Source organism: Nocardia sp. BMG111209 (assembly GCF_000381925.1).
Lineage (GTDB): Bacteria > Actinomycetota > Actinomycetes > Mycobacteriales > Mycobacteriaceae > Nocardia.
This window is the reverse complement of the sequence record NZ_KB907309.1, coordinates 479957-492767: the sequence shown is the minus strand read 5'-3', so window position 1 is coordinate 492767 and position 12811 is coordinate 479957. Positions and strand designations below refer to the sequence as shown.

At 70.0% G+C, this 12811-nt stretch carries 9 protein-coding genes; 5 read left to right on the top strand and 4 right to left on the bottom strand.

Annotated elements, in window-relative coordinates:
- Positions 1 to 136 precede the first annotated feature (136 nt).
- The 3 genes from purL to G361_RS45805 all read left to right on the top strand — a co-directional run bounded on the left by purL (position 137) and on the right by G361_RS45805 (position 5153).
- A complete protein-coding gene (purL, locus tag G361_RS45810) occupies positions 137 to 2419 on the top strand; it encodes a phosphoribosylformylglycinamidine synthase subunit PurL (protein ID WP_019931480.1) in 2283 nt (760 codons plus the stop codon).
- Between the two features lie 146 nt (positions 2420 to 2565).
- Complete coding sequence (locus G361_RS0133335; RefSeq protein ID WP_019931479.1) at positions 2566 to 4353, top strand: alpha/beta-hydrolase family protein; 1788 nt, start codon at positions 2566 to 2568, stop codon at positions 4351 to 4353.
- A gap of 332 nt (positions 4354 to 4685) precedes the next feature.
- Positions 4686 to 5153 (top strand): CPBP family intramembrane glutamic endopeptidase, encoded by a 468-nt coding sequence (locus G361_RS45805; protein ID WP_019931478.1) that lies wholly within the window; start codon positions 4686 to 4688, stop codon positions 5151 to 5153.
- Here the strand turns inward: G361_RS45805 and G361_RS47525 are convergent.
- Positions 5083 to 5475: a hypothetical protein gene (locus G361_RS47525; protein WP_155981941.1), complete on the bottom strand. Its 393-nt coding sequence runs from the start codon at positions 5473 to 5475 to the stop codon at positions 5083 to 5085. The two genes, G361_RS45805 and G361_RS47525, sit on opposite strands and share 71 nt — an antisense overlap.
- Positions 5476 to 5485: 10 nt before the next feature.
- The gene (locus tag G361_RS49905) at positions 5486 to 5719 is read right to left on the bottom strand and encodes a hypothetical protein (protein WP_155981940.1); all 234 of its coding nucleotides are present in this window, start codon (positions 5717 to 5719) and stop codon (positions 5486 to 5488) included.
- Positions 5720 to 6046: 327 nt separating this feature from the next.
- Between G361_RS49905 and G361_RS0133315 the strand changes: the two genes are divergently transcribed.
- Positions 6047 to 7426 (top strand): helix-turn-helix transcriptional regulator, encoded by a 1380-nt coding sequence (locus G361_RS0133315; RefSeq protein ID WP_155981939.1) that lies wholly within the window; start codon positions 6047 to 6049, stop codon positions 7424 to 7426.
- On the opposite strand, the gene G361_RS45795 is transcribed toward G361_RS0133315, so the two are convergent.
- Entirely contained in the window at positions 7398 to 8543 is a 1146-nt protein-coding gene (locus G361_RS45795; RefSeq protein WP_019931474.1) for a hypothetical protein, read from the bottom strand. The two genes, G361_RS0133315 and G361_RS45795, sit on opposite strands and share 29 nt — an antisense overlap.
- A 45-nt stretch (positions 8544 to 8588) precedes the next feature.
- Entirely contained in the window at positions 8589 to 9716 is a 1128-nt protein-coding gene (locus G361_RS47520) for a TauD/TfdA family dioxygenase (protein ID WP_019931473.1), read from the bottom strand.
- Positions 9717 to 9909: 193 nt separating this feature from the next.
- Between G361_RS47520 and G361_RS45785 the strand changes: the two genes are divergently transcribed.
- A complete protein-coding gene (locus G361_RS45785; protein WP_019931472.1) occupies positions 9910 to 12807 on the top strand; it encodes a tetratricopeptide repeat protein in 2898 nt (965 codons plus the stop codon).
- Positions 12808 to 12811 lie beyond the last annotated feature (4 nt).

The following is a 12811-nucleotide window of genomic DNA, read 5'->3' as shown; positions in this document are numbered from 1 at the left end:
GACTCACCGGATCGTCGCGGCAGGTGGCACCGCGACTGCGGGGCCGTCGGATGCTGCTTCTAAACTGAGCTCGTCTCCCGTATCCGCGCCCGGGCGCCGCGTTCGCCTGTCCGCCGAAAGGACCCCGGTACTCACAGTGACCGTCCATGTCGACACCGTCAGCACCGCCGCCGCCACCCCGGACACCGCGCAGCCCTACAAGGAGCTGGGGCTCAAGGACGACGAGTACGCCCGTATCCGGGAGATCCTCGGCCGCCGGCCGACCGATGCCGAGCTGGCGATGTATTCGGTGATGTGGAGCGAGCACTGCTCGTACAAATCCTCCAAGGTGCATCTGCGCTACTTCGGCCAGACCACCACCGACGAGATGCGCGCGTCCATGCTGGCCGGTATCGGCGAGAACGCGGGCGTGGTGGACATCGGCGACGGCTGGGCGGTCACCTTCAAGGTCGAGAGCCACAACCACCCCTCGTACGTGGAGCCGTATCAGGGGGCGGCGACCGGCGTGGGCGGCATCGTGCGCGACATCATGGCGATGGGTGCGCGGCCGATCGCCGTGATGGATCAGCTGCGCTTCGGCGCCGTCGATCATCCGGACACCCGGCGCGTGGTCGACGGCGTGGTGCGCGGGGTCGGCGGCTACGGCAATTCGCTGGGCCTGCCCAATGTCGGCGGCGAAACCGTATTCGATCCGTCGTACCAGGGCAATCCGCTGGTCAACGCGCTGTGCGCGGGTGTCATGCGGGTGGAGGATCTGCATCTGGCCTTCGCCTCCGGCGCCGGTAACAAGATCATTCTGTTCGGCGCGCGCACCGGCCTCGACGGTATCGGCGGCGTGTCGGTGCTGGCGTCGGACACCTTCTCCGGGGACGAGTCGGGTACCGGCCGCAAGAAGCTGCCGAGCGTGCAGGTGGGCGACCCGTTTGCCGAGAAGGTGCTCATCGAGTGCTGCCTGGAGCTGTACGCCGCCGATCTGGTGGTCGGTATCCAGGATCTCGGCGGCGCCGGATTGTCTTGTGCCACTTCGGAACTCGCGGCCGCGGGCGACGGCGGCATGCAGATCGACCTCGATCTGGTGCCGCTGCGCGCCACGCACATGACCCCCGCCGAGATCCTCTCCAGCGAATCGCAGGAGCGGATGTGCGCGGTCGTCACCCCGGACAATGTCGACGCCTTCCTGGCCGTCTGCAAGAAGTGGGATGTGCTGGCCACCGTGATCGGCGAGGTCACCGACGGTGAACGCCTGGTCATCACCTGGCACGGCGAGACCGTGGTGGATGTGCCGCCGCGGACCGTCGCGCACGAGGGCCCGGTCTACGAGCGGCCGGTGCGCCGCCCCGACGAGCAGGACGCGCTCGTCGCCGACACCCCCGACCGGCTGTCCCGCCCGCGGACCGCCGACGAACTGCGCGCCACGCTGCTGAAGATGATCGCCAGCCCGCAGCTGTGCAGCCGCCGCTGGATCACCGAACAGTACGACCGCTACGTGCGCGGCAACACCGTGCTCGCCGAACACGCCGACGCCGGTGTGATCCGCATCGACGAGGTCGGCGGCCGCGGTATCGCGCTGGCCACCGATGCCTCCGGCCGCTACACCAAACTCGACCCGTACACCGGCGCGCAGCTGGCGCTGGCCGAGGCGTACCGCAACGTGGCGACCACCGGCGCCACCCCGAAGGCCGTCACCAACTGCCTCAACTTCGGCTCCCCGGAGGATCCGGGCGTGATGTGGCAGTTCCAGCAGGCCGTCCGCGGCCTCGCCGACGGCTGTGTGGCACTGGGTATTCCGGTCACCGGCGGCAACGTCAGCTTCTACAACCAGACCGGGCAGACCGCGATCCTGCCGACCCCCGTGGTCGGCGTGCTCGGCGTCATCGACGATGTGCACCGGCGCATCCCGACGGGTCTCGGCCTCGAGCCCGGCGAGACGCTGATCCTGCTCGGCGACACCCGCGACGAGTTCGGCGGCTCGATCTGGGCACAGGTCGAGCACGACCACCTCGGCGGCGTGCCGCCGCGGGTCGACTTCGCCCGCGAGCAGCTGCTGTCCGAGATCCTCACCGCCGGTTCCCGCGACGGCATGATCAGCGCCGCGCACGACCTGTCCGAGGGCGGCTTGGCGCAGGCGGTCGTCGAGGCCGCGCTGGCCGGTGAGACCGGCTGCCGGATCCTGCTGCCCGAGGGCGCCGATCCGTTCGTGGCGCTGTTCGCCGAATCCGCCGGCCGGGTGCTGGTCGCGGTGCCGCGGTCGGAGGAGACCCGCTTCACCAAGATGTGCAGCGCGCGCGAGCTGCCGTGGGTGCGCATCGGCGTGGTCGACCAAGGGGCCGACTCCGTCGAGGTGCAGGGGCAGTTCTCGGTCACCCTGGCCGAACTGCGGGCGGCCTTCGAGGGCACGCTGCCCGCGCTGTTCGGCTGAGTGCCCGTTCCGGCCGGCCCGGAAGCCGCGCACCCGAGTGTTCGACTGCTCGGGATCCGGCCCGCGGTCCCGCAGTGTTCGCGGCGAGTTGGCCGGTCACCGTGCGGTGCCCGCGTTCGCGGCGCCGGGTTGGCCATACTTGACGGGTGCCGGAAGCCTCCGAGATCGCGGAATCGACGACCCCGCAGCGCGTACGCGGCGGGGTCGTCGTCCGCCGGAGCCGGTCGGCGGGGCAGCGCGCGGTACGGGTGTTGCGCCGCATCGAGATCGACGTGATCGGCCTGAACTATGTCGGCCTGGTGGTCGGGACGGTGTTCTTCGCCTGGTCGGTGACGCCTTCGCTGGTTCCGCGGGACTGGTTGTTCCAGGGATTGATCAGTGGGATCAACGCGGCGATCGGCTACGGCGCGGGCTGCCTGCTGGAGTGGGGATTCCGGCGCTGGGTGCGGCCGCGGCTGCGTCGGCGGCCGCTGCCGATCCCCGGGCAGTACGCGCTGAAGATCGTGATCCTGATCGGCTGCGGACTGGTCGCCGCCTACATGCTGGTGCTGTCGGCGGACTGGCAGCGGCAGATCTACACGCTGATGGATATGCCCGGCACCACCCGCGCGGCATATCTGCGAACCGGCGGCTTGAGCCTGGCGGTCGGCATCGCCGTGGTGGCCGGCTACCGGACGCTGCGGGAGATCGTGCGCTTCTTCGCCCGCGAGCTCAGCCGCTGGGTGCGGGTGCCGCCACGATTCGCGCCGGGCGTGGGCGCGGCACTGCTGGCGGTGCTGATCGTGCTGTTGTTCAACGGCATCGCGACCCGGGCGTTCTTCGCGGTCGCCAACTCGGCGTTCAGCGTCCGCAACGACAAGGTGACCCCCTACGCCGTCCAGCCGCGGGCGCCGGAGCGTTCCGGCAGCCCGGCGTCGCTGGCCGCCTGGGACACCCTCGGCTCCGAGGGCCGCTGGTTCGTCTCGCACGGCCCGGACCCGCTGCTGATCTCGGCGGCCACGAATGCCCCTGCGCGGCAGCCGATCCGGATCTACGCCGGCCTGGACTCGGCGACCGGCGGCCGCACCCAGGAACAACTGGCGGTGGCCGAACTGGAACGAACCCACGCCTTCGACCGGAAGGTGCTCGCGATCGTCACCACCACCGGCACCGGCTGGGTGAACTCGACCGCCGCGGCCGCGCTGGAGTACCTCTACCACGGTGACACCGCGATCGTGGCGTCCCAGTACTCGTATCTGCCGAGCGTGCTGTCCTTCCTCGCCGACCGGCAGAAGGTGGCCGCGGCGGGCCGCAAGATGTTCGACGCGGTCTACACCGCCTGGTCCGCGCGACCACCGCAATCCCGGCCGAAGCTGGTGGTGTACGGCGAGAGCCTGGGTTCACAGGGTTCGGAGGCGGCCTTCGGCGGACTGGGCGACCTGCGCGACAAGGTCGACGGCGCACTCTGGGTGGGCCCCCCGAACTCGAACCGGCTGTGGAGTCAGTTCGTCGCCCGCCGCGACCCGGGCACCCCGGAGGTGGAACCGGTCTACGCCGACGGCCTGGTGGTCCGATTCGCCTCCGCCACGGACGAATTGAACCAGCCCTCCGCCGACTGGCGGCAACCGCGCATCGCCTACCTCCAGCACGCCTCCGACCCGATCGTCTGGTGGTCACCGGACCTCATCTTCTCCCGCCCCGCCTGGCTGTCCGAACCCCGCGGCCCCGACGTCTCCCGCCAGATGCGCTGGTGGCCGTTCGTCACCTTCTGGCAGGTGGCCGCCGACCTGACCAACGCCCAGAGCGTCGCCGACGGCCACGGCCACAACTACGGCAGCCTGGTCCTCGACGCCTGGGCCGCCGTCCTGCGCCCCCCGGACTGGACCCCGCAGGAGAACGAGCGGATCCGCACCGACCTGGAACTGGCCGAAACCTACGAACGCGTCGTCAAGTGAGATCCCGGGCCGCCGCGAACCTCCTCGCCGCCACGGCCTTACCGCCGCTGTGGAACAACCTACTGTTGCCGCGACTGCATTTCGGCCCGCGCGGCCGCACCACCGCCAACGTCCTGTTCGCCACCACATATGCCGCCGCCTTCGGCAGTCGGGTACTGCCGGGATCCCGGTCTCGACACGGTAGGGGTACGGGTGGCGATAATACCTTGCAGCACAGGCGATTCGGAGTTTCATCAGGCACAGGCACAGGCACAGGCACAGGCACAGGCACAGGCAGCCGTAGGGAGAGCAGTCGCCCGCCGCGCCGACCCGTAGGCGCTGATCGACGCGGCATGGCTGTCGTGCTGCTCCCCGCGGTTCTCGTCGTTCTCGGTTATGTTGTGGCGCTGGCAGTTCCGGCCTCACGAACCCGGCTCGCACAGATCCCGGATCGATCACCGGATGTCTCGCTCGCCGAATGGGCGGGGGTGCAGATTCCGTGGGGGACCGTCTATCCGGAGGAGCTGATCTTCCGCGCGACCCTGGATCCGCTGCTGGAATCCACCCTCGGACCTACCGGAAATATCATGGGCGCAATGCTTTTCGGGCTGTGGCACATCGAACCGGCGCGGGCGGCCGGTGACGATGTCGCCACGACCGTGGCCGCCACCGCCGTCGCGGGGGCGGCCCTGTCGGAACTGCGCCGCCGCACCGGCACCGTCCGCGCGCCTGCCCTGCTGCACCTCGCCGTCAACGCCGGAGGTGCGATCGCGCCTCGCCTGGCAGTGCGGCTTGCGCGCCGGGCGGCTCGCGCCGCGTAGAAACCCTTGGAACCGTGGGGATGTCGGACCTGGCCTGCGCCGTGCCGACCATCAGGATCGGCACGGCGATCAGCTGCACGAGATTGGACAGGTACAGATAGGTCGCCTGGCGCCCCGGATCGATGAGCGGAGCCAGGCCGAACACCGCGAGGCCGTAGCAGGCCCACATGGTGCCGAGCGCCCTCGTTCCCGCGACCGCGAGACGATCGTTCATCCACCGGATCCCACCGGCCAGAGCGGTGAGACTACTTGTGTCCCAGATTATTTCGATGTCGGGCGAAGTCGCTCGCCCGGCCGTCGGCACGACGGTGAGATCGGACATGATCACACCTTCACCGTGAGCCGACGTGCGCGACCGCGGGAGCCGGGGCGCCGGCATCGGGCGATGTCTGGGCGACGGAGACCATCGCCAGGAATACCCACACGATGGTGGCGCCGAGCGCGAGGAATCCGCGGACCAGGGTTTCGACTTCCACCGGAGGCGGTGCGGCACCACCGATTCCGCTCTCCGCACCGCGATCTGCCGGCGCCTGCGAGGTGAACGACCGTGTTTCTGCTGAATTCATGGGTGAGAACCTCGTTCCGTGATCCTGCCGGATTCCTTCTTACGAAAGACCTGGAGAAGTCCCCGGGAGGCGGTACCCCTCGTCCCGCCACCCGGGAACGTGTGCGACCGTCGACACCGGGTGGGGATGGCACCCGGACGCAACGGCGACGTGTCGAGAATGGCCGCCGAGCCCGCACATCACGAGCCGATGCGGGTGTTTTCGCGGTATGCGGATGGATTCTGCACGCATCGCGTGCAAGACATTTCCCGACGTCGACAGGGTAGGAGCGCGGGGTTAGCATCAACGACAGTGCAACCGGCGGGGCCCAGGGGATGGATGGTGCACATGGCGGTAAGCCCACACTCGATGCGTTGCGCGCGTCGGGTCGCTCGCGAGGTCAAGAATTCCGGCGGTTCCGATCACGACGCCGCCCGCGCGGTACACCGGCATTGCGCGGTGTCGCTGTTGCGGGCGCATCGGGCGGCCCGGGGCTACACCCTGGTCGAGGCGGTCGAGGCGCTGAAGCAGGTACTCGCCGAACGCGGTACTCCCGCAGACGGTCTGGGGCATCAGCGGTTGTCGCAGTGGGAACAAGGGCAGGACGTCCCGTCACCGCACTACATGGATGCGCTGTGTTTCTTGTATCAGAGCCGGCCGGACCGGCTCGGATTCGGGAGCGACTACTCGGAGGAGGATTCGTTCCCGCGGAACGAACCCGAGGACGCCATGAATCGTCGCAATTTCACAGGACTCGTCGCTGCCGGTGCGACACTCGTCCCGGCCGGGCTGTTCGGCGGGACCTTCGACCCGCCGAGTGGGCGCCATGCGGGCGCGGGGTATGTCGGCCTGCTCGAAGAACTGGTCGAGCAGAGCGGTCGGCAGTTGCAGTCGGCCCCGCCCGCGGAGTTCATTCCGGCGCGGATGATGGACCTGGCTCGGGTCCAGGCGGGATTGCTGACCACGAGCGGTGCGGCGATGCGGCGCAGACTGCAACGGGTCTACGCGAAGAACGCCGGGTTGATCGCGATCCGGCTCTCCGATGTCGGCGCGGTCGCCGACACCTTCGAATGGTTCGGGATCGCGCGCCGGGCGGCCCGGGCCGCAGAGGACGAGACCGTGCAGGCCTGGATCGCGGGCTGGACCGGTGACGCGTGCGCTTTTCACCGGCAGTTCAAGCCGGGCCTGACCGCGGCGCTGGCCGCGCAGGCGGCGGGCGCGGACCGGCCCTGCGGGGTGGCGGTCCTGGGATATCTCGCCGAGGCGGGTATCCAGGCCCGCCTGGGTAACCGGCGGGCCACCTTCGCTGCGGTGACGCGAGCGGATCGGATGTTCGCGCTGCTGCCGGACGAGGAGATCGTCGCCGACGGATTCCACGTCAGCGAGTATCTGCTGCGCTGGAACCAGGCCAATGCGCTGGCCCTGTGCGGAGCCCATGCCGAGGCTGCTCCGTTGCGCGATCGGGTGCTGGAACTGCCGCCGTCGCGCCACGATCTGGTCGGTCGTTCCCTGCTGTACCTGGATGCGGCCGCGGCGCACGTCGACCGAGGGGAGCTCGAGGGTGCATGCCGGACCATCACCACGACATGGCTGCGGCTGCCGGAGGAGTTCCGGGTCGGCCAGGTTCCGGAGCGGGTGCGGGAAATCCTCGCGCCGTTGCCCGACCGCTCCGTCCCCCCGGTGGCCGAGGCGCGCGAACTCATCGGATCCGCGGCCTCGAACAGCTGACGCCGGGCCGGCGCCGGCCGTCGGCCCGGGTGTGTTCGCGGCGCAGATCCAATGTGACGCAATGCAATCCGCCGCCCATGGTGCGCGCGTGGCGCAGTTTGTGGGGCGCGACATCGATGCCGTGGCGGCGCAGGGTGGCGATGAGTTCCGGCTGACCGGCATCGACGATGGCGAGGTCGGGCCGCACCATCAGCAGGTTCATCCCGATCCACTCCGACGACAACGGATGACCGGGCGGGGTGGGTGCCGGGGCCATCGGCGGGCACCACAGGTGTTCCCACGATCGCAGTGGCTCGGGCAGTTGGGCGAGATCGTGGATCCGGTCCGGGTTCAGCAGGACCAGGCCCTCACGCAGCAGGCTGATCGTGGAATCGATGTGGGTGTAGGGATAGACGCCGCGGATCCGGTGCACGCGGTAGTCCCCCAGCGCGGAGACCGTGTTCCGCAGCCAGCGGTATCCGAGTTCGTTGCCGCTGCCGGAGACCTGGTAGAACAGGTCGCGGCCGCAGCGGAGAATGTTGGCGGCGTCGAACACCGGCTCGGTCTCGCCCAGCATCGGACGGCCGTGGCCGTCGTCGGGATAGAGCTCGTCGAGCAGTTGCGGCGGCGGCGCGGCGATCCAGGCCGAGCCGCCGAGCATGCGCTGCTGGAACAGCTCCCGCAACCCCGCGAGCTCGAACATCCGCGCTCGTACCGGGCTGGGTGCGGCGATGATGGTGGAGCCGATCACGATGGCGAGGTCGCGGGGGCAGTAGGAGTAGAAGCCGCTGGTCCGCCACCATGGGGTGGCGAACGCGCGGTCATGGGTCATCGGCGCGGGCCGCGCGACCCGCACGCCCAGGCTTTCCAGCAGGGCCGCCAGGCCGTCGAGATCCTCGGCGGCCTCGGCGAGCACCCGGGACGGGAAGCGTCCCACCCTGACTCGTGCCAGTTCGGCGGCGTCGAGGTCGGGGTAGAGGTTGAGCCACGCCGAGCGGTCCAGCGGCGGTATCCGGGCACCGTCGGCGTTGCCGACGACGACCTCCAGCAGCGGGCTGAACTCGTCGTCGGAGTACGCCGGTACGGGCTCGGCGGGCACCGCGATCCTCGCGGTCGGCGATATCGAGGGATACGACATGACACCCTGCTTTCGGAGAGAGGGACGGGAGTGGTCCGGCGGTGGTCAGCCGAGCGCACGCTGTGCGCCACGGCGGCGGTGCGCCCGGATCGAGGCACAGGTCATCGCCCGCAGCAGCCAGCGGTCGGTGCCGTCGTAGCGGGGGCGAAAAGTGTTGCGGCCGTGCACCGTTCGCCGATTGTCCGCGATCAGGACGTCGCCGGGCCGCAGTTCGTGACCGATCGCGCCGCGATCCAGGGCCCTGGTCAGGGCGTGCAGCGCCGCCGCCGCGCGCTGGTCGGCGGGGTCGGCCGGACATACGTCACCCTCGCCGAAGCAGATTTCGGGGTCCTCGGCCGGGCCGGTGAGGATCGGCACCGGGGTCTGCTCGCTGATGTCGGCGTCCACATGGGCGTCGTCGGGCACGAGCAAGTACCGCGGGGCGCGCAACGTCGCGATATCGGCGGCGTCGAGGTCCAGGCGCCGGGCCGGGGACAGGACCGTGAGCACGCCGGGATGGCCGCGCAGGCACAGCAATCCGAAGTAGTCGCAGCGGTCGTCGGTGAATCCGTCCTCGACGTGCCAGCCCAGCGCCGCCGTGCTGCTCGCGCCGGTCCGGGTGGACTCGCGACCGGGCACGGGCACGACATGCTGGACCAGCCGGCCGTCGTGCAGCGACCGGAAGGTGAACGGCTCGCCCAGCGGCAGCGTCAGGGCGAGCAGCAGCAGTGCGGCGGCCTCGACGGTGCGGGTCGTCGTGCGCGGGGTGACCGTGGCGGGGGTGGCGGGCAGATCGGTGAGTACCGGGCAGATGCCACGCAGCACCAGGGCATTGTTGGGCGAGCCCTCGATACGGAAGCGGTGCAGTGCGACCACCACCTGCGCAGGCAGGCTGGTGAGCAGACTCGCGGCGAGAACGGCCGGGTCTGCGGCACGCCGGTGACGGTCCGCGGCCCGCAGCGCCGCCGACCAGGTCCGCGCGGCCTGGTCCCAGCTCGCGGTCACCACCTCGCCGTCCGCGGCGCGTGCGATTTCCGGCGCGGAGAAATACCGCCGCATGCCGTCGTGATCGGCGAATTCGATGCCTTTTTCCCGGGCGGAAACGGCGGTATCGCACCGATTCCCGAATTCGGTACGGCCGGCCGGCCGAGAGCCGTCGCCATCGGTGATATCCGTCGAAATCATCGTGTCCATTGCTGTCCTCCGGTTCGTGTGCGACCTCGTGGGCGCAGGAACAGCACAGCCGGTGGCGGCCACTGTCCGACAGCCCGGAAGACAAGCGGGCGGCTGTACGGCGCATTTCACGGCTGTCCGGCGGACAGGGAAGACATTGCCGGACACCGGAAAGCAGCCACCGACCCGATGCCGAGACTCAGAAAGACATGCGATGAGCGAGAAATCGAATCGGGAGACGACCCGGGCAGATCTGCAAGCGGTACACACCACCGCCGAATTCGGTGCGACTCTGAAACGGACCCGGGTAGCGGCCGCGCTGTCCATTCGCGCTCTCGAACTCCGGGCCGCGGCCCGGAAGGACAGCGGTGCCGCGACGTATGTCAATTTGACGAAGAACATCATCGAATCCATGGAGAAGGGGCACCGGCTCGAAGGCGGCCGGGCCGCTCCGGATATCGACAACCGACTGGAGATCTATCTGTGGTGTTGCGGTGTCCCGCGAGAGGATCTGCCGGCCTGGCTCGAGACGCGACGCCGAATTCTGCGGGAACCGCGCCCACCCGCACCGGGGACGCCGGCCCCCGAGGTGGGTCACGCGCTGCGGACCGCATTGCGCCGTGACGTGTACACCCTGATCGGACGTGACTCCGAGCTCGCGCAGATCCTGGACGCCGCGGAGTCCGGGATTCCGGTCTACACCATCGACGGTATGCCCGGTGTCGGTAAGACAGCGCTGGCGATCCGGGCCGCGCACCTGCTCGCCGATCGCTTCCCCGACGGCCGCTACTTCGTCGAATTGCATGCCCACACGCCGGGGCGCACGGTCGCCGATCCGGCGGATGTGCTGGCGGGGTTGCTGACCGGGATCGGTGTCGACACCCGCTATCTCCCCGACTCCTTGCAGGCGCGCCGCGACCTGTGGCAGGACCGGCTCGCGGGCAAGCGCGTCCTGCTGGTTCTCGACGACGCACGCGACGAGGCCCAGATCGACTGGCTGCTGCCTGCCTCCCCCGGCTGTCTCACCCTGGTGACCAGCCGGCGGCGTCTGGTCGATCTCGGCAACACCGTCCCGCTCGCGCTCGACACGCTCGCGCCGGGCTCGGCGGTGGAACTGTTCGCGACGTTGAGCCATCGCCGGATCGGCGACACGTCCGATCGCACCGCGGTCGAGCGGCTCGTGCAACAGTGTGGCCACCTGCCGCTGGCGATCACGCTGCTGGCGGCGCCGCTCGCCCACCACCCGGCCTGGACCATCGCGGACCTGTCGGCGGAATTCGGGGCCACGGCCGACCGGCTCGGCGAGCCGGACGCACGAACCCGCGCGGTTCGGGTGGCGTTCGACCTGTCCTATCAGGATCTGCCCCCCGAACGCGCGCGGCTGTTCCGGCGCCTGGGGCTGCACCACGGTCCCGACCTCGACGCCTATGCGGCGGCGGCGCTGGCCGGTATCGACGTGGCCGCGGCGCGGTCCGAGCTGGATGCGCTCTACACCGACCATCTGCTCGACGAGCCGGCCCGTGGCCGTTACCGACTGCACGACCTGCTCCGGGAATACGCTCGCGCGCTGGCGCAGACGGAGCCCGAACCCGAACGCGCCGACGCGGAGACCCGGCTGCTGGACTACTACCACCGAACCACCGCGGCGGCCGACCGCTGGATCGCGCGTCGGACCCGTCCGGACTCGACATCCGGCGACCGGGTCGGTGATCCGGTGGTGGCGCGCGAGTTCGGCGACGAGGTCCAGGCACTGGAGTGGATGCGGATGGAACGCGACAATCTGCTGGCCTGCGTCGAACACGTGGCTTCCCGCCGCCCCGCGCGGATGGTGGTGCTGATCGGACTGCTGGCGGGGCTGCTGGATCGCGACGGGCCTTGGCCGCTGGCGTGTCAGCTGCACGGGCAGGCCGCCGCCGTCGCCCACGATCTCGACGACGAGATCGAAGAGGCCGGCGCGCTCAACAACCTCGGCGCCGCGCACTGGCGGGCGGGGGATTTCCCCACGGCCACCGCGTGTTTCCAAGCGGCCCTCACCCGCTACCGCAGCCGCGGCAACGTCCTGGGGGAGGCCAACGCACTGAACAACCTCGGCGATGCCCGCGAGGAAACCGGCGACTACCCCGCGGCCGTCGCCCACTATCAGCGGGCGCTGGCCCTCTACCGCCGCTGCGGTGACGTCCTGGGCGAGGCGAGCACCTTGAACAATCTCGGCACCCTGCACGAGGAGACCGGCGACTACCCCGCGGCGGTCGGCTGCTACGAGCAGGCGCTGGCGCTCTACCACGACCTCGATTTCCGGCTCGGAGAGGCCAATACCCTCAACAACCTCGGAATCGTGAACGCCCGCACCGGCTTCAGTGAGGAGGCCGTGGCGCTGCACCAGCAGGCCCTGACCCTCTACCGGCAGCTGGGCAACCGGCTCGGCGAAGCCAATGCGCTGACCAATCTGGGCATCGTGCGCACCCGTACGGGGCACTACCGGGAGGCCGTCGATCGCCACCACCAAGCGCTGGCCCTCTACCACGAGCTGGGCAGCCTGCGCGGTGAGGCCAGCACGCTGAACAATCTCGGTATCGTCCGGACCCGCACCGGGCTCTACGACGAGGCCGTCGACCTGCACGACACGGCGCTGACCCTCTCCCGCCGCCTCGGCTATCGGCTGGTCGAGGCCGACGCCCTGCACAATCTCGGCGTCGTGCGGACCGGCACCGGACGCTACGACGAGGCCGTCGAGCTGCATCAGCAGGCCCTGACCCTGTACCACCGGCTGGGCAACCGGCTCGGCCAGATCGAGGTCCTGATCGATCTGGGCAGGCTGCTGTTCGAGACGGCGACGGCAGCCGCCGCGTCGACTACCTTCCTCGACGCGCTGGCGCTGGCGCGTCAGGTCGGCAGCTGGATCGGGGAAGCCCAAGCGCTGGAGGGGATCGCGCGGTGCCGAGTCGTCACCGGCGTCGCCGCGGTCCCGCGCGAACTGGGGCAGGCGGTCGAGATCTATCACCGCATCGGTACTCCCGACGCGGTGGCGGCCGCCACGGAGCTGCTCCGGCTGCGATCCGATATCCAATGCGCCGCAACGGGATCGGACGATACCGGAGCCGCGGCCTGCTGAGGCC